The organism is Streptomyces gardneri (assembly GCF_006539185.1).
Classification (GTDB): domain Bacteria; phylum Actinomycetota; class Actinomycetes; order Streptomycetales; family Streptomycetaceae; genus Streptomyces; species Streptomyces gardneri.
This window is the reverse complement of sequence record NZ_BJMN01000006.1, coordinates 156449-174195: the sequence shown is the minus strand read 5'-3', so window position 1 is coordinate 174195 and position 17747 is coordinate 156449. Positions and strand designations below refer to the sequence as shown.

Sequence of the window (17747 nt, the reverse complement as noted above, 5' to 3'; positions counted from 1 at the left end):
ACAAGCTTCCACCTTCCGAGCTTTCAGGAGAGACTCATGCCGCAGACCACTCCCAAGGGCCTGCAGCGGCTCGCGTTCGGGGGCGACTACAACCCCGAGCAATGGCCGGAAAGCGTCTGGCAGGAGGACGTCCGGCTGATGCGGGAGGCCGGCGTCACCATGGTGAGCGTCGGGATCTTCTCCTGGGCCCTCCTGGAACCCGAGCACGGCCGGTACGACTTCGGCTGGCTCGACCGGCTCCTCGACCTGCTGCACACCCACGGCATCCGGGTGGACCTGGGCACGCCCACCGTGGCGCCGCCCGCCTGGTTCTACCGCGCCCACCCCGAGGCGCTGCCCGTCACCGCCGAGGGCGTGCGCTACTCGTACGGTTCACGCGGGGCGATCTGCCACAGCTCGCCCGCGTACCGCACGGCCGCCGCCGGCATCACCACCGAGCTCGCCCGCCGCTACGGCAGCCACCCGGCGCTCGCCCTCTGGCACGTCCACAACGAGTACGGCGTGCCCGTCAGCGCCTGTTACTGCGACGGCTGCGCCGCCCACTTCCGCCGCTGGCTCCACGAGACCTACGGCTCGGTGGAGGCGGTGAACGAGGCCTGGGGCACCGCCTTCTGGGGGCAGCGCTACGGCTCGTACGAGGAGATCGACCCGCCGCGCGTCACCCCCACCGTCGGCAACCCGGCCCAACAGCTCGACTACCGGCGCTTCGCCGACGCCACCATCCGGGAGAACTTCCGGTCGGAACGGGACATCCTGCACGAACTGGCCCCCGGCACGCCCGTCACCACCAACTTCATGACCGCGCTCAGCCAGTGCGACTCGATCGACTACTGGGCCTGGGGCCGCGAGGTCGACCTCGTCACCAACGACCACTACCTGATGACCGACGGCCGCCGCACCCACGTCAACCTCGCCATGGCCGCCGACCTCACCCGCTCCGTCGCCGGCGGCGCGCCCTGGCTGCTCCTGGAGCACTCCACGTCCGGTGTGAACTGGCAGGCCCGCAACCCCGCCAAGCGCCCGGGCGAGATGGCCCGCAACTCCCTCGCCCACGTGGCCCGCGGCTCCGAGGGCGCCATGTTCTTCCAGTGGCGCCAGTCCCGGCGCGGCGCCGAGAAGTTCCACTCCGCGATGGTCCCGCACGGCGGCACCGACACCCGGGTCTGGCGCGAGGTCGTCGCCCTCGGGGCCGGCCTGGAGGCCCTGGAGGAGGTGCGCGGCAGCCGGACCGTCCCGGACGTCGCCATGCTGTGGGACTGGCACTCCTGGTGGGCGCAGAGCCTGGAGTGGCGGCCGAACGAGGCCCACGACGCCCGCGAGCGCGCCGACAGCTTCTACGAGACCCTGTACGACCGGCACCTCACGGTCGACTTCGCGCACCCCGAGGCCGACCTGTCCGCCTACCCGCTGGTCGTCGTGCCCGCGCTCTACCTCATGACCGAGGCCGCCGGACAGAACCTCCGCGAGTACGTCGAGAACGGCGGCACACTCGTCGTCTCGTACTTCTCCGGGATCGTCGACGAGCACGACGCCGTGCACCCCGGCGCCTACCCGGGCGCCCTGCGGGACGTCCTCGGACTGACCGTGGAGGAGTGGTCGCCGCTCCTCGACGAGCAGCGCGTACGGATCGAGGGGCCGGACGGCGCCTCGCTCACCGGGGACGTGTGGACGGAGTTCGTCCGGCCGCGCGGCGCCGAGACCGTGTGGTCGTACGCCGACGGACCGGCCGCCGGCGGGCCCGCGGTCACCCGGCACCGGCTCGGCCGGGGCACCGCCTGGTACGTCTCCACCCGGCTCGACGCGGCCTCGGCGGACGCGATCGTGGCCGCCGCCTGCGAGGACGCCGGGGTCGCGGCGCGTGCCGCGCTCCCGCGTGACGTGGAGGTCGTGCGTCGCGCCGGGGACGACGGGCGGCAGTACCTCTTCGCGCTCAACCACTCCACCGAGGACGCCGAGGTGCCGCTCGACGGCTCCGGGACGGAGCTCCTGGGCGGTACCGCGGGCGGGACGCCGGTCGACGGGAAGCTCACCGTCCCGGCGGGAGCCGTCAGGGTCGTACGCCTCGACGCCTGACCGCACCGCACGCACCACACGCACCATCCCCCTCCCCCGGCCTGCCACCGGGCCCCCGATCTCCCCGGGGGCGGCCGCGCCCCGCTGCGCCGCCCCCGGGTGAGCCGCACCACCAGCAGGACCCGCACCACCCGCACCACCCGTTAGGAACGCACCACTTCTCACATCCGCCACCGTCGAAGGGACTCGACGATGCACCTCACCCCCCTCAGAAGCCGCGTCCGCCTGCGCGCAGCGGCCGTCGCCGCCGCGCTGGGCGCCCTGCTCCTGGCTCCGCTGCCCGGCGCCCCGCAGGCCGAGGCGGCCGCCACGCTGACCAACGCCGGGTTCGAGAGCGACGCCGCCGGGACCGCCACCCCCGCCGGCTGGTCCACCTACTCGGCCGCCGGCCAGAACGCCGCCTCGTTCACCGAGGCCGGCGGCCACGGCGGCAGCTACCGCCTCAGCCACTGGTCGGCCTCCGCGTACAAGGTCGAGACGTACCAGTACCTCTCCGGGCTCACCAACGGCACGTACACGCTCAGCGCCTGGGTCCGCTCCGGCGGCGGGCAGAACTCCGCCTACCTGGCCCTGCGCAACTGCGGCTCCGCCGAGCAGCGCACCGACCTGCCGGTGACCTCCAACGGCGCCTGGATACGGCTCGTCACCTCGGTCAACGTCACCTCGGGCGCCTGCACGATCAGCATCAACTCCGATGCGAACGCGGGGAACTGGCTGAACGTCGACGACCTCACCTTCACCGCCGGTTCGACCGGGCTCGCGGTCAAGGGCGTCGACCTCTCCGCGCTGAAGAAGAGCGAGGACCTCGGCGGGACGTACCGGACGAGCGCCGGCGTCACCGGTGACCCCGTCACGATCCTGAAGAACGCGGGCGCGAACTACGGCCGCCTCAAGGTGTGGGTGAACCCGGCCGACGGCTACAACAACAAGGCGCGCGTCCTCGCCACGGCCCAGCGCATCAAGGCCCAGGGCATGAAGCTCCTCGTCGACTTCCACTACTCCGACATCTGGGCCGACCCGGGCGCCCAGAGCAAGCCCGCGGCCTGGTCGGGCCACTCGTACTCCCAGCTCACCACGGACGTCTACAACCACACGTACGACGTCCTCAACGCCCTGAAGGCGCAGGGCACCACGGCCGACATGGTGCAGATCGGCAACGAGATCAACACCGGCATGCTCTGGCCGGAGGGCTCGACATCCAACTGGTCGCAGCTCGGCGGGCTGCTCAAGTCCGGTATCTCGGCGGCCAAGGCGGTGTCGTCGAGCACGCAGATCGCACTGCACCTCGCCAACGGCGGCGACAACGCCCTCTACCGCAACTGGTTCGACAACGCGGCCGCACAGGGCGTGAGTTACGACGTCATCGCGCTGTCCTTCTACGGCTACTGGCACGGCGCCCTCTCCGCGCTCCAGACCAACCTCGACGACATCTCGACCCGTTACGGCAAGAAGGTCATGGTCGTGGAGACCGCCTACCCGTTCCGCCTCGACAGCGAGGACGGCCACGAGAACATCATCGACCTGTCGAGCGAGCTCGTCTCCGGCTACCCGGCGAGCGGCGCCGGACAGTCGGCCTGGCTGCGGGACATCATGAACGTCGTCGAGGCCGTGCCGAACGGCCGCGGTCTCGGGGTCGTCTACTGGGAGCCGGCGTGGACCGCCGTCACCGGCAACGGCTGGGACCCGACGGACTCCTCCTCGGGCAACGGCTGGGAGAACCAGGCCCTGTTCGACTACGACAGCAAGCTGCTCCCGGCGGCGAGCTGGTTCGCGCACCGCTAGAACCGCCCCTCGCCATAAGGGAAGGGCCCGTACTCGCGCCGCAGCGCGTGTACGGGCCCTTGATCGTCCACGGCCTCCCGACCGGGTCGGCCGTGTGCGATCAGCCGCGAGAGCGGCTCGCCGAACTCGGGCCGTACACCTCGATCCTGTTGGCGTTGATGTCGTCCAGCACGCCGATGATGGCGCTGTAGCGGGGCGAGGTACCGGAGTTCACCGGGAGCAGCAGGGTGTCCTGCGCGTAGATCACGGCCTCGCGCACGTTGCCGAGACCCAGCGACTGGGTCGTCCTCGAACTGATCGCCGTGCCGGCGTTGATGCGCCTGGTGGCCAGGTTGAAGTAGGCGGCCAGCAGCTGCTTGCCCAGAATGCTCTTCGGCGCGTTGCTGCCGTTGAACGCCGCCGTGCCCTCACTGACGGACAGGGCCCCGTTCCGGTCGGTGTCGTATCGCTGGTCGGTCGCCTGGATGCGCGCCAGGAACTCGGCGGTCCACAGCGCCTCATGGTTCTTCCAGAACCCCTGGGACAGCGGGTCGCGGGTGGGCGGCACGACGGTGATGGACGTGGTGGCCGAGTCGGTGACCGGCGCGAAGGTGCAGGCGCCGGCGGCGTTCCGGTAGCTCACGGACACGGTGTCGGTGTACGTCGTGCCGGCCGGTGCCAGCAGCGTCGGCCGGGCCGTGAAGACGATCCGCAGCTCGCCGGAGTTCGCCGGCACCGCACCGATGTTCCAGACGAGGGTGCGGGTCCCGTCGCCGTTGAGCGTCACCGAAGCGGGCTCGGGGCCCGTGCCGAGGTCGAGCGCCTGGCTGTAGTAGACGCCGGCCGGCAGGGTGTCGGTGACGGTGACGCCCGAGGCGTCGCCGCTGCCCGTGTTCGCGTAGGTGATCGTGTACGTGATGGCCTCGCCCGCGTTGACGGCGGCCGTGGCCGACTTGTCCACCGTCAGCACCGGCGCGTGCACCGTCGTGGTGGCCTGCGCCTTGTTGTCGTCCGTGTACGGGTCGGGCACGCCGTCGGTGTCCGTTCCGGTGACGGTGACACGGTTGGTGAGCACCGTGCCGTCCTTCGTGTCGCACGGCACCTGGTACGTGAAGCCCGGCGTGACGGTGGCGACGGCGCCGTTGTTCAGGTCCGGCAGGGAGCGCTGCTGCGTCGTGGCGTCGGGCAGGGTGTCGGTGACGCGGATATCGGTGGCGGTACCGGGCCCGAGGTCGGTCACGGTGGTGGTGTAGCGCACGGTGTCCCCGCCGGCCGCGTCGGGGCGGTCGGCCGATTTGGCGATCGCCAGGTCGGCCTTCTGCGACATGGCGAGCACCGTCTCCTCGGTCAGCTCCGGCGGCAGGTTCGGCCGTGCGCCGTCGGCGAAGAACGTGGTGTTGAGGCGGGGGTTGTACTGGATGTGCGCCCAGTCGTCGAACCCGTCATGGGTCTGGCCCGGGCTGGTGGCGCTGCACCCGAACTGGTCCGCGGGACCGATGGACGAGATGTAGTTGATGTCCGCGGGGACATTGGCTTCCGTGTTGCCGTTGGTCCCGTTCCAGTCGATGGGGCCGTTCGTGGCCGGCGCGACCCGGAGTTTGCCGCCGATCCCGTAGACGGTGTTGCGGGCGGGGTCGGCGGGCGTCCCGTGCACGCCGTTGTTCTCGTTGAGGCTCGCCTCGTCGAGGACCGTGGCCGGTGTCGTGCCGAGGGCCGTGCGCTTGGCGGCGCTGCTGTAGTCCAGGGGCCTCGCGGAGTCGTTGTTCGCGAACTGGAGCGTGTAGTTCATCACGCTGAGGTAGTTGGGCTTGCAGTTGGCGAAGTCGTCGCCGCCGTGGCCCAGGCTCAGCGTGTGTCCGAGCTCGTGCATGAAGGTGGAGGCCTCGGCGTTCCTTCGTCCGCCGACGTTGTTGAGCGCCAGGGTGCCCCAGGAACCGACCGTCACGAGGAAGTCGTTGCCGCCCTGGGGGCCGGCAGCACTCCACTCCGAGCTGCCCGAGGAGCCGGGCGACTCGGCGTAGCTGTTGCCGAAGATCATGTAGCGGTACACCTGGCGCTTCGCCTGCAGGATGTTCGCGCAGTTCGGGCTGGACCGGTCGGCAGGGGTGCCGAAGAAGCCGGTGCAGGGTCCGGCCGGGTTCCCGCTCTTGAGGTCGTTGAAGTCGTCCTGCGGGCCGGGGCCGGAGCTGTAGAACGTCAGTGGCGTCACGTTCGGCAGGGATTCGCCTTCGACGGCGTGGAGGTTGATGCCTCGGTACTTCTTCTTCGCCGGATTGCCCGGGTCGGGGTACTCGTCGACCGGCGCCTGGGCGAACGCGTTCACGACGTCGGTGAGCGCCCCCGGCTGCGGCTTGTCCGCGGCCATGTAGTCCGCTTCGACGAACAGGTCCTTACGGTAGGGGACGGCGCCGTACGCCGCGTCCCCGAGGGGCAGGTCGGGGGTCCCGTCCTTGTCGAAGTCCAGGCCCTTGCCGTCGACTTCCCAGGTGTTCATGATGCCGTCGCCGTCGCTGTCGACGGTGTCCGCCAGACCCACGCAGAAGGGGGTGGTGATGGTGAAGTACCCGCGGGCCGAGTCCTCACCGCTGCCTTCGCTCTCACCCGCCAGGGTCGGCACGTCCGCCCCCTGTTGGGGGGTGAGTCCGCTGCCGGTGAAGGTGCAGGTGTTCAGGTCGAAGCGGAGGTTGAGGTCGGCACTCCCCGATTTCGTCCAGCGGATCGGGTCGTCCTGGGTCAGGTCGTCCTGGTCCCACAGCTGCATCTGGATGTCGACGGGGTTGTGGCTGGTGTCCACCGTGGCCGTGCGGACCCAGTTGGTCCGGATGTCGGCGCCGTGGGCGCAGCAGTAGGTGTCCCTGCCGTCGAACAGTCCTTGGTGGTCGATCTCGAATTTCGGATAGTAGTCGTTGCCGCAGGCCTCCCCGGCACCCTCGTCGCACGACAGCTCGACGACTCGGTAGAGGCTGATGGTGATGTCCTGTGTCGCGGCCTGGGCCGGCGTGGCGCCGGCGACGGACACCCCTGCCAGCACCAGCAGGAACACGGCGAATAGACGGAAGTACGAACTGACCCTGGGCATCCGGCGGTCTCCCTCAAGGGCGAGCAACAGTGGAGCGGATCGCTGGCAGGGATGCTCGCAGCAGGAGCCCGTCTCGATGGGGCAACACGCTCCGTCACCACCGGGTGTCCGACAGGGTGTCGCCGACTCGGCGGCATCTGAGGATGGTCCGATCGTCGGCTGCGGGGTGCTCTGACACGTCCCGGGCGGTGTTCGTGCGGGCGAGCCGGTGCGATCATGATCCTTTCTCAGGCGCCGAGTCGGGGGTCGCCCGATGCCCTGACGAAAACCCGGCGTACGAACGGATGAGCTGACCGGTGTCCCACCACGACCAGGCCATGCGCCGCCATTTCCACCAGGCCGCGGCTCGGCGCGGATTCTCCGTCGCCCCGGCGCAGGAGGCCGCCGTCGCGCGGTTGTCCCGGCTGGCGGCCGAACTCGCCAGGCCGGCCTGGACGTTTCCCAGGCCACCGCGCGACCTGTACGTCTGGGGTCCGGTGGGCCGGGGGAAGAGCTGGCTCGTGGACACCTTCTACGAGGGGCTGCCCGCCGGGCGTAAGCGCCGGCTGCACTTCCACGACTTCTTCCGGCGGCTGCACGACGGAGTGACCAGGCCCGGCGCCCGCCACGACGGGCAGAGCGCCGTCGACAGCGCGCTCGACGAGCTGATCGGGGACAGCCGGGTCCTGGTCTTCGACGAGTTCCACGCACACGACGCGGGTGACGCGATGCTGATCGCGCGCCTCTTCCCCACGCTTTTGGACCGCCGGATCACCCTGGTGACCACCTCCAACTACCCGCCAGCCGGGCTGATGCCGGACCCGCTCTACCACCACTTGTTCGAGCCCACCATCAAGCTGATCGAAGAGCGGATGGACGTCCTGGACGTCTCGGGGCCGGTGGACTTCCGCCGACTGGCGGCGCCCCCGTCGGAGGCCGGCGGCCGCCGGTTCGCGACGGGCCTGTGCCTGCCCCCGGGGGACTCCGCCCTGGAGGCGCTGGGCCTCGGCGTCCCGGCGCCCGCGGAGGCCACCACCGTCCCGGCCCATCGACGGGAGCTCCCGGCCCGCGCGGTGCGCGGCGAACTGGTGTGGTTCGCCTTCGACGCGCTGTGCGAGACCACGACGGCGGTGCCCGACTACCTCGCCCTCGCCGAACGGTTCGACACCCTGGTCCTGGACGGCGTACCCCCGCTGGCCGAGGCCTCCACGGACGGACGGCAGCGGTTCGCGAACCTCGTGGACGTCGCCTGTGACCGGGACGTCAGGCTGGTCCTCATAGGCTCCGACCCACTGGCCTCCCTCCCCGACGGCCAAGCCCAGGTACGCGACCTGGACCGCACGGCGAGCCGGCTCGCGATGCTCCGGCGTGCGGACTGAGCCCCAGGAAGGCCCGCCCCCTCGGCACGTCTCGACGCTCTACCACTCCGCCAGCGAGCCGTCGTCCCGGCGCCAGGCCGGGTTGCGCCAGCGGTGGCCGACCTCGGCGGCCCGCTCGACCGCCTTCTCGTCGACCTCGATGCCGAGGCCCGGCCCGGTCGGCAGGGCCACGTGCCCGTCCTCGTACCGGAAGACCGCCGGGTCCACGAGGTAGTCGAGCAGGTCGGAGCCGGTGTTGTAGTGGATGCCGAGGCTCTGCTCCTGGATCAGCAGGTTCGGCGTGGCGAAGCCGACCTGGAGACAGGAGGCGAGCGCGATCGGCCCCAGCGGGCAGTGCGGGGCGAGGGAGACGTCGTACGCCTCCGCCATCGCGGCGATCCTGCGCACCTCGGAGATGCCGCCCGCGTGCGAGAGGTCGGGCTGCGCGACGGCGATGCCCTGGTCGAGGACCTTCTTGAAGTCCCAGCGGGAGTAGAGGCGTTCGCCCGTCGCGATGGGGATGGAGGTGGAGCGGACGATGTCGCCGATGTGGTCGCTCATCTCCGGGACGACCGGCTCCTCCACGAAGAAGGGCAGGTACGGCTCCAGGAGCGGCAGGACCCGGCGGGCCATGGGCGCGGTGAGGCGGCCGTGGAAGTCGATCGCGATGTCGAACTCGTCGCCGACGGCCTCGCGGATGGAGGCGACCCGGTCCACGATCGCCTGCGTGGCGGCGGGGGTGTCGATGAGCCGCAGCTGAGCGGAGGCGTTCATCTTGATCGCGGTGAAGCCCTCGTTCTTGCGGGCCAGGGCCTCCGAGGCGACCTCGTCCGGCCGGTCGCCGCCGATCCAGCTGTAGACGCGGGCGCGGTCGCGGACGTTTCCGCCGAGGAGCTGCCAGACGGGGACGCCGAGGGCCTTGCCCGTGATGTCCCAGAGGGCCTGGTCGATGCCGGCGACGGCGCTGGAGAGGACCGGGCCGCCGCGGTAGAAGCCGCCCTTCGTGAGGACCTGCCAGTGGTCCTCGATCTTCATCGGGTCCTGGCCGATCAGGTAGTCGGAGAGCTCCTCGACGGCGGCGGCGACGGTGTGGGCGCGGCCCTCGACGACGGGTTCGCCCCAGCCCGTGATGCCCTCGTCCGTGTCGATGCGCAGGAAGCACCAGCGCGGGGCGACGAGGTGGGTGCGCAGGGAGGTGATCTTCACTTGGAGTCCTTCTTCACGGTCCAGCCGCCGTCGACGACCAGGTTCGTTCCGGTGATGTAGGTGGCGTCGGCGGAGGCCAGGAAGGCGACGGCGGACGCCACCTCCTCGGGGCGGCCGAGCCGGGCGAGGGCGGTGGCGTCGGCGGAGATCCGCCGTCCCTCCTCGTCGACGTCGTTCCACACGTCGGTGAGGATCGGTCCCGGCAGGACGGAGTTGAAGCGCACGTCCGGCCCGTACTCGACGGCGAACTGCCGTACCAGGGCGCACATTCCGCCCTTGGCGGCGGCGTACGCGGGGTAGCCGGGCAGGCCGAAGTCGGCGTGGACGCTGGAGGTGGCGACGAGGCTGCCGCGCTCGGCGCGCAGGTCGTCGAGGAAGGTGCGGGTGGCGAGGTAGAGGGCCCGGAGGTTGACCGCCATCTCCCGGTCCCAGGTGGCGACGGGGAGTTCGTGGGCGGCCGCGGCGGTGTGGGTGAAGGCGTTGCTGTGGAGGACGCCCACCGGGCCGAAGCGGGTGTGGGCCTCCTCGCGCAGGGCGGTCCAGTCCTCCTCGGAGGAGACGTCGCAGTGGACGTAGGCGGCTCGGCCGCCGTCGGCGCGGATCGCGGCGGCGACGGCTTCGCCCGCCTCGTCGGCGATGTCGGAGACGAGGACCGAGGCGCCCTCGGCGGCGAGGCGGGCGGCGCTGGCGGCGCCGATGCCCGAGGCCGCGCCGGTGACGACGGCGGTCCGTCCGGAGAAACGGTTCATGGGTGTGAGGTTTCCTGTGGTGCTGGTCGCTACGGGACGTGGTGCGGGAGGTGGGGAGGGTGCGGGAGGTGGGCTCAGCGGCTGATGTCCTGGGCGGCGAGCAGGCCGAGTTCGGCGCTGCGCGGGAGGCCCTCCCAGTCGCCGGGCACGGAGACGGCGAACGCGCCGCAGAGCGCGGCGAGTCGGAGGCGTTCCGGGACCGGTGAGCCGTCGAGGACGGCGGCGAGGTAGCCGGACACGAAGGCGTCGCCCGCGCCGACGGGGTCGACGGCGGTGACCCGTACGGCCGGTTGGACGTGGAGCGCGCCGTCGGCGACCGCGAGGGCTCCGTCGGCGCCGAGCTTGAGGACGGCCTGCGCCGGGCCGAGACCGGTGAGGGCGCGGGCCATCCGCTCCGGCTCGTCCGCGGGCACGAAGAGGGCGGCCTCCTCGGGTCCGGCGAAGACGATGTCGGCGTACGGGAGGAGACGGGCGAGGACCTCGGCGGCCTCGGCGCGGCTCCAGAGGCGTTCGCGGTGGTTGACGTCGAAGGAGACGATGACCCCGGCCGCCCGGGCGACCGCGACGGCGTGCTCGACGGCGGCGCGGGCGGTGGGGCTCAACGCCGGAGTGATGCCGGTGACATGGAGGATCCGGGCGCCCGCCATCCGTGCCTCGTCCAGGTCTTCGGGGGCGAGGCGGGAGCCGGCGAGTCCGGCGCGGTAGTAGGTGACGCGGAGCCGGTCGGCGGTGCGCCGCTCGCGGAGCATCAGGCCGGTGGGGGCCGCCGGGTCCGTACGGGCGCCGGAGACGTCCACACCCTCGGCGCGGAGTCCGGCGAGGACCATCGCTCCCATCGCGTCCTCCCCGACACGGCCGGTCCAGGCGGCGCTGCGGCCGAGCCGGCTGACGCCGACGGCGACGGTCGCCTCGGCGCCCGCCCAGCCGAGGCGCAGGGCTGCTCCCGTGGCGAGCGGGCCGGGCGTGGTGGCGGCGGCGACCCCCATGACCTCGCCGAGGGTGACGAGTTCGGGGTGGGGCGGGGCCGGGTTCATCGCCGTATCCCGTCGAGGAAGGCGGCCGCGCGCTCGGCGAGGGCCGCCAGGGAGCCGCCCTCGCAGGCGTCCCCGACGAGGGGGCTGCCGACACCGAGGGCGGTGGCACCCGCGGCGAGGTAGGCGGGGGCGTCGGCGGCGCCGATGCCCCCGGTCGGGACGAGGGGGACGTCGGGCAGCGGGGCGCGTACGGCGCGGAGGTACTCCGGTCCGCCGGTCGCGGCGGGGAAGAGCTTGACCATGGTGGCGCCCGCCCGCCAGGCGGTGAGGATCTCGGTGGGGGTGTACGCGCCGGGGAGCACCGGGACGCCCAGGCGGACGGCTTCGGCGATGACCTCGGTGGAGGTGGTCGGGGTGATCAGGTAGGTCGCTCCGGCCTCGACGGCCGCGTGGGCCTCGGCGGGTGTGGTCACCGTGCCCGCGCCGAGCGCGAGCCCGGGCGGGGCGTCGGCGGCGTACTCGCGGAGCGCGTCGAGGACTCCGGGGGTGGTGAGGGTGAACTCGGCGGCCCGGACGCCGGACGCCCGGAGCGTGTCGGTGACTTCGGCGAAGCGGGTGGCGGAGGTGGAGCGGAGGATCGCGATGACGGGGGCGGCGGCCAGCGCTGCGCGCAGCCCTTCGTGGGCGACACCGGGGGCGGGCGGGGCGGCGGTCTCGTACGGGGTGGTCACAGTGGGGTGCTTCCTTGCGGGGCGGTGGTGGGCGTACGTCGGTGGTCGGTGTACCGGGGTCGACGTCGTGGTCGGCGTACGTCGTTGGTCGGCGTACGTCGGTGGTCGGCGTACGGGGTCGACTTCGTGGTCGGCGTACGTCGTCGGTCGGCTTACGGGGTCGACCTCGGAGGCCGGCGTACGGAGTCGACCCTCGGCGGTCGGCGCACGGGGGGATCAGCGGTCGGCGTACAGGGGCGTGGGCAGGCCCGTGGCGCCGGGGCGGCAGACGAAGAGGCGGCCTGCGTCGGGTTCGGTGCGCCGCCGTTCCTCGTCGAGGCCCTCGGTCGCCGTGGTGATGACGAGGACGTCGCGCGCGGGGCCGGCGAAGGCGCAGCTCGTCACGTGCGAGGCGGGTACCTCCACGCGCGCGTGGAGGGTGCCGTCGGCCTCGAAGGCGAGGACTTCGCCGCCTCCCCAAACAGCGACCCAGACGCGTCCGGCACTGTCGACGGTGAGTCCGTCGGGGACGCCCCGGTCGAGGACGGCGAAGGGGCGCCGGTCGCCGAGGGCGCCGGTCTCCGGGTCGTAGGCGAAGACGTCGACGCGGCCGGTGGGGCTGTCGGCGTAGTAGAGGAGGCTGCCGTCGGGGCTCCAGCCAAGGCCGTTGGAGATGGTGACGGAGTCGAGCAGGGTGACGAGTCCGTCGCCGTCGAGGCGGTAAAGGGCGCCCGCGCCGGGGCTCTCGTCGTACGCCATGGTTCCCGCGAGGAGCCGGCCCGCGGGGTCGACGGCGGCGTCGTTCATGCGGCGCGGCAGGCCGTCGTCGGGGAGGAGGGGAGCGGCGAGTTCGACGGCCTCGGCGACCGGGCGGCCCTCGTCCAGGCGCAGGACGGAGGTGCCCGCGGCCGCGAGGACGGCGCCGGAGGCGCAGAGGGCGACGGCGCCGACGGGGCGGTCGAGGCGGAGGGTGGCGACGGGCGCGAGGTCGGGCCCTTCCTCGCCGTCGGTCAGGGCGGCCCGGTGGACCAGCCCTTCCGGGATGTCCACCCAGAGCACCTGCCGGCGCCGGTCGTCCCAGAGGGGACCTTCCGTCAGACGTCCGGGCAGGGGGGAGCAGGGCACGGCCCTGAGGTGCAGCATCTGTCCTCCTCGGTTGACTCCTCAAAAAAATAGGGCTTCGTCTAATGGTTGTAAATAACCTGCCCTCCCCTTCTTCCAACCCTTCGAATAACATCCTCAGGACAGCGCGGTCGACCGGAGGACAGCACAGATGATCAAGCGGACGTCGCAGGACATCCGACGCCTGAACCGCTTCGAGGTCCTGCGGCGCGTCTACGCGGGCCCGGGTGCGATGAGCCGTCAGGACATCGCGACGGCGACCGGGCTCTCCTTCGCCACCGTCGCCAACCTCACCGCCGAGCTCCTGGAGGCCGGGGTGCTCGTCGAGGCGGGCCACGAGGACTCCAGCGGCGGCCGCCCCCGTGCGCGCCTCGCCGTGAACGCCGAGCGGGGCGCGCTGATCGGCGTCGACATCGCCGAGACCTCGGTGCACGCCGAACTCTTCGACCTCGCCCTGACGGTCCGGCACTCCGTCGAGCGCCCTCTCCCGCCGGGCGACGTCCGCCCCTCCGACGTCGTCGACGTCCTCGCCGGCTGCGTGGAGGAGCTGCTGAGCGTGTCCGGGACGCCCCGCGAGCGGGTGCTCGGCGCCGGCGTCAGCGTGCCGGGCATGGTGGAGCGCGAGGGCGGTGTCTCGTCCTTCTCGCCGTACTGGTCCTGGCACGAGGTGCCGCTGCGGGCCCTGCTGGACGAGCGCCTCGGGCTGCCCCTGTGGCTCGACAACCCGCTGCGGGCCAGCACGGTCGCCGAGCTGTGGTTCGGCGCCGGGCGCGAGGCCGACGACCTGGTGGTGCTCACGCTGCGGGCCGGTGTCGGCGCCGGGATCGCCATCGGCGGGCAGTTGTACCGGGGCTTCACCAACAGCGCGGGCGAGTGGGGCCACACCTGCCTCGCCCTGGACGGCCGCCTGTGCACCTGCGGCAACCGGGGCTGTGTGGAGGCGTACGTGAGTACGCGCGGGATCGCGCAGACCTGGCGCGAGCTGGCGCCGGACGACGAGCGGGCGGCTGGCGCGGACGACGCGACGACGGTCGCGGCCCTGGCGCTCGCGGCAGCGGACGGCGACCCGACGGCCGCCGCCGTCATCGACAGGACCGGGCGCTACCTGGGCGCGGCGATGGCCAATCTGGTCAACCTGCTCAACCCCCGGGTCCTCGTCCTCGGCAACCAGGTCGTGGACCTGCTCGGGGAGCGCCTGCTGACGGCGACGTACGAGGCCGTGACCCGGCACGCCCTGCCGCTGCCGCACCGGGCCGCGACCCTGCGGCGCAGCGCGGTCCCGCACAACGCGGTCACCCGGGGAGCCGCCACCTTCGCACTGGAGGGCTTCCTCAACGACCGGGAGGTCTTCGGGCCGGTCAGCCGCATGCGTCAGCCCCGGGAGCGCCGGGACGGGCGGCGCGCCGGGTCCGCCGATGCGGAGGCCTGACGGAAGCCCGGGCCCTCCGCACCGGCGGCCTACGTCCCGCTCGGCTCCCGCCCCGGCGCCCGGCCCCCCGGGCTCAGCGCCCGCCCGGGTGCCCGCCGCGGTACCCCAGTCGCGCCGAGAGCTCGTCGGCGCCCTTCGTGGCGAGGGCGGTGAGTTCGTTCTCCCGATCCTCGCTCCAGCGGTGGACCGGCACCGAGACGGACAGCGCCGCGACGACCCGGCCGGACCGGTCCCGCACGGGGGCGGCGACACAGCTGACGTCCGGGTTGGACTCCTGGAGTTCGACGGCGACGCCGAGGATCCGGATCTCGGCGAGCGCGGCCCGCAGCACCTCCGGGTCGCTGAGGCTGTTCGGCGTCATCGCCTCCAACGGCCCCTCTTCCAGGCGCTCTTCGAGACGTGCTTCGAGCTCGGAGGCGGGGAGGGAGGCGAGGAGCATCTTGCCGACGGCGGTGCAGTGGGCGGGCAGACGGCGGCCGGTCGCGGAGACCATCCGTACCGCATGCGTCGAGTCGACCTTGGCGATGTAGATGACGTCCATGTCCTCCAGGAGGGCCACGTGGACGGTCTCGCCGCAGGTGTCCGCCACCTCGCGGGCGACCTGGTGGCCTTCGGCCGCGAGGTCGAGCTGTTCCGCGTACCGGCTGCCGAGCTGGTACGTGCGGACGCCGAGCCGGTAGCGGCCGGGCTGCTCCGGCACCTGCACGAGGTAGTTGCGGGCGGTCAGGGTCGCGACCAGCTCGTGCGTGGTCGTGCGCGGCAGCTGGAGCCTGCGGGTGATCTCGGGCGCGGACAGCGTCCCGTCGCCCTGGAGGAAGAGCTCCAGTATGTCGAATGCCCTGGTCACCGCCGGAACGAGTCGTCCCACGGGGCCCACCCCACCCTCTGCTCGTTCGATATCCCGTGCAGCGATCGAAATCGCGGACAGAGACTAGCCGTGCCCCACGGGACGGGCAACGGCCGGACGGGGCCCGGCCGCGGCCGGCAGCGTGGACGCGCGCCCATTGACATGCCGGTCGGCCGCTGCCTACGGTCGCGCCGGTCCACCGAACAGTATTCGATATCTCGAACATCTCGCCAGCGCCCCCGGGGAGCAACCACCGTGCGCATCACGGGAATCACCACGCATGTCGTCGGAACGCCGTGGCGCGATCTGACCTACGTCCTGGTCCACACCGACGAGGGACTGACCGGTGTCGGCGAGACCCGGATGCTCGGGCACACCGATGCCCTGATCGGCTATCTCCGCGAGGCGGAGGCGAACCACATCGCCGGCTCCGACCCGTTCGCAGTCGAGGATCTCGTCCGCCGCATGAAGTACGGCGACTTCGGACGGGCCGGCGAGATCGTGATGTCGGGCATCGCCGTCGTGGAGACGGCCTGCTGGGACATCAAGGGCAAGGCCCTCGGTGTGCCGGTGTGGCAGCTGCTCGGCGGACAGGTGACCGACCGCGTACCGGCGTACGCGAACGGCTGGTACACCACCGAGCGCACCCCGGAGGCCTACCACGCGGCGGCCCGCGAGGTCGTGGCGCGCGGCTACCGGGCGCTGAAGATCGACCCCTTCGGCAACGGCCGGTTCGAGCTGGACGCCGAGCGTTCGCGGTACGCGGTCTCGCTCATCGAGGCCGTCCGGGACGCGATCGGCCCGGACACCGAGCTGATGGTGGAGATGCACGGCCGCTTCTCCCCCGCGACGGCGGTCCGGCTCGCCCACGACCTGGCGCCGTTCCGGCCCGCGTGGCTGGAGGAGCCGGTGCCGCCGGAGAACCTCAAGGCCCTGCGGAAGGTGGCCGAGAAGGTCGACCTGCCGATCGCCACCGGGGAGCGGATCCACGACCGGATCGAGTTCCGCGAGCTGTTCGAGACCCAGGCCGCCGACATCATCCAGCCCGACGTCGGCCACATCGGCGGCATCCTGGAGGCCAGGAAGCTCGCCGCCACCGCCGAGACGCACTACGTGCTCGTCGCCCCGCACAACGTCGGCGGTTCGGTCCTCACCGCCGCCTCCCTCCAACTCGCCGCCTGCACTCCGAACTTCAAGGTCCTGGAGCACTTCAACGACTTCGCGGACGCCGAGATCAAGAAGGTCGTGCGCGGGGCTCCGGAGGTCGATCCGGAGACGGGCTGCTTCACGGTCTCGCACGCTCCCGGCCTCGGCGTCGAGCTGGACGTGGACGCGGCGGCCGAATTCCCGCAGCAGCGCGCCCGGTTCGACCTGTGGGCCGAGGGATGGGAGAAGAGGCGCCCCCGATGAGCGAGATCCCGGCGTGCCCCAGCCGCGCGATCGTCGTCGACGCGCCCGGCGAACACCGGCTCGTCGAGCGGGAGTTGCCCGAACCGGGGCCGGTAGACGTACGGGTACGGGTCGCGGCCGCCGGGATCTGCCTGAGCGACCGTGAGCTGTACGACGGCCACCGCGCCCCCGGTTACGTCCGCTACCCGGTGGTCCCCGGGCACGAGTGGTCCGGCACCGTGGAGGCGGTCGGCGCCGGAGTCGATCCGGCGCTCGTGGGCCGGCCGTGCGTCGCCGAGGGCTTCCGGTCCTGCGGCACGTGCGAGCGGTGCCGGTACGGGGAGACCAGCCTCTGCACGGCCGGGTACGCGGAGACCGGCTTCACCGAGCCGGGCGCCTTCGCCGACCACCTGGTGGTTCCCGCGCGGCTGCTGCACCCGCTCCCCGACGGCGCGGACCTGCGGGCCGCGGCGCTCCTCGAACCCGCCGCCGTCGTCGCCGCGGCGGTACGGGCCGGGCGGCCGCGCCCGGGCGAGCGGATCGCCGTCGTCGGCGCCGGGACACTCGGCCTGCTCGCCGTCCAGTGGCTCGCCGCCTCCTCCCCCGCCGAGCTGGCCGTCGTCGACCCGCGCACGGAACGAGCCGCGCAGGCGCTGGACTTCGGCGCCGACCGGGCACTGTCCCCGGCGGAGGCGGACGGCGTGTCCGGGCGCTACGACCTGGTCGTGGAGACGGCCGGGGCGCCCACGACGGCCGCCTCCTCCTGCCTCCTCCCGCGGCGGGGCGGCAGGGTGGTCCTGACCGGGATGTTCGCGGCGGGGGCCACCGGGATCGACCCGGTCCATCTGTCGCTGAGCCAGCTGGAGCTCCGCTCCGTCTTCGGCGCCTCCTCCGCCGCCTGGGCGGACGCGGTGCGCGCCTTCTCGGCCGGACTGCTCGACCCGGCGCCGCTCGTCACCCACGCGTTCCCGCTGGAGCGGTTCGGCGAGGCGCTCGCCCTGGTGGGCGGCGGCGCCCCGGGCACCGGCAAGGTCCTCCTGCACCCGTGACCGGCAGGGCACTCCCGTACCC

At 72.5% G+C, this 17747-nt stretch carries 13 protein-coding genes; 6 read left to right on the top strand and 7 right to left on the bottom strand.

All coding sequences use genetic code 11. The annotated features are described in order from the left end of the window. Positions 1-36: 36 nt before the first annotated feature. The gene (locus SGA01_RS05160; protein WP_141293736.1) at positions 37-2073 is read left to right on the top strand and encodes a beta-galactosidase; all 2037 of its coding nucleotides are present in this window, start codon (positions 37-39) and stop codon (positions 2071-2073) included. 192 nt (positions 2074-2265) lie between these two features. After that, a complete protein-coding gene (locus SGA01_RS05155; protein ID WP_141293734.1) occupies positions 2266-3855 on the top strand; it encodes a glycoside hydrolase family 53 protein in 1590 nt (529 codons plus the stop codon). 100 nt (positions 3856-3955) lie between these two features. Here the strand turns inward: SGA01_RS05155 and SGA01_RS05150 are convergent, their stop codons facing one another. After that, positions 3956-6913 (bottom strand): DUF11 domain-containing protein, encoded by a 2958-nt coding sequence (locus SGA01_RS05150; protein WP_141293732.1) that lies wholly within the window; start codon positions 6911-6913, stop codon positions 3956-3958. Between the two features lie 296 nt (positions 6914-7209). Between SGA01_RS05150 and zapE the strand changes: the two genes are divergently transcribed. Continuing rightward, positions 7210-8271: a cell division protein ZapE gene (gene zapE / locus SGA01_RS05145; RefSeq protein ID WP_229918309.1), complete on the top strand. Its 1062-nt coding sequence runs from the start codon at positions 7210-7212 to the stop codon at positions 8269-8271. Between the two features lie 39 nt (positions 8272-8310). Here the strand turns inward: zapE and dgoD are convergent, their stop codons facing one another. The 5 genes from dgoD to SGA01_RS05120 all read right to left on the bottom strand — a co-directional run bounded on the left by dgoD (position 8311) and on the right by SGA01_RS05120 (position 13032). Beyond that, the gene (dgoD, locus tag SGA01_RS05140) at positions 8311-9456 is read right to left on the bottom strand and encodes a galactonate dehydratase (protein ID WP_141293730.1); all 1146 of its coding nucleotides are present in this window, start codon (positions 9454-9456) and stop codon (positions 8311-8313) included. Continuing rightward, a complete protein-coding gene (locus SGA01_RS05135) occupies positions 9453-10205 on the bottom strand; it encodes an SDR family NAD(P)-dependent oxidoreductase (RefSeq protein ID WP_141293728.1) in 753 nt (250 codons plus the stop codon). Before SGA01_RS05135 ends, dgoD begins: the two co-directional genes overlap by 4 nt. A gap of 74 nt (positions 10206-10279) precedes the next feature. Then, on the bottom strand, positions 10280-11239 hold the full coding sequence (locus tag SGA01_RS05130) for a sugar kinase (protein WP_141293726.1): 960 nt from the start codon (positions 11237-11239) through the stop codon (positions 10280-10282). Then, positions 11236-11910, bottom strand: coding sequence for a bifunctional 4-hydroxy-2-oxoglutarate aldolase/2-dehydro-3-deoxy-phosphogluconate aldolase (locus SGA01_RS05125; protein WP_229918308.1), 675 nt, complete (start codon positions 11908-11910; stop codon positions 11236-11238). Before SGA01_RS05125 ends, SGA01_RS05130 begins: the two co-directional genes overlap by 4 nt. Positions 11911-12126: 216 nt before the next feature. After that, positions 12127-13032: an SMP-30/gluconolactonase/LRE family protein gene (locus tag SGA01_RS05120; RefSeq protein ID WP_141293724.1), complete on the bottom strand. Its 906-nt coding sequence runs from the start codon at positions 13030-13032 to the stop codon at positions 12127-12129. Between the two features lie 130 nt (positions 13033-13162). Here SGA01_RS05120 and SGA01_RS05115 point away from each other — a divergent pair, with 130 nt between their 5' ends. Continuing rightward, entirely contained in the window at positions 13163-14440 is a 1278-nt protein-coding gene (locus SGA01_RS05115; protein ID WP_141293722.1) for an ROK family protein, read from the top strand. Between the two features lie 73 nt (positions 14441-14513). On the opposite strand, the gene SGA01_RS05110 is transcribed toward SGA01_RS05115, so the two are convergent. Continuing rightward, positions 14514-15308, bottom strand: a complete 795-nt coding sequence (locus SGA01_RS05110; RefSeq protein WP_141293720.1) for an IclR family transcriptional regulator — start codon at positions 15306-15308, stop codon at positions 14514-14516. A gap of 234 nt (positions 15309-15542) precedes the next feature. Between SGA01_RS05110 and SGA01_RS05105 the strand changes: the two genes are divergently transcribed. Together SGA01_RS05105 and SGA01_RS05100 are read left to right on the top strand one after the other, a co-directional pair. Further along, positions 15543-16697, top strand: coding sequence for a mandelate racemase/muconate lactonizing enzyme family protein (locus tag SGA01_RS05105; protein WP_141293718.1), 1155 nt, complete (start codon positions 15543-15545; stop codon positions 16695-16697). Beyond that, positions 16694-17725, top strand: coding sequence for a zinc-dependent alcohol dehydrogenase (locus SGA01_RS05100; RefSeq protein ID WP_141293716.1), 1032 nt, complete (start codon positions 16694-16696; stop codon positions 17723-17725). Before SGA01_RS05105 ends, SGA01_RS05100 begins: the two co-directional genes overlap by 4 nt. Positions 17726-17747 lie beyond the last annotated feature (22 nt).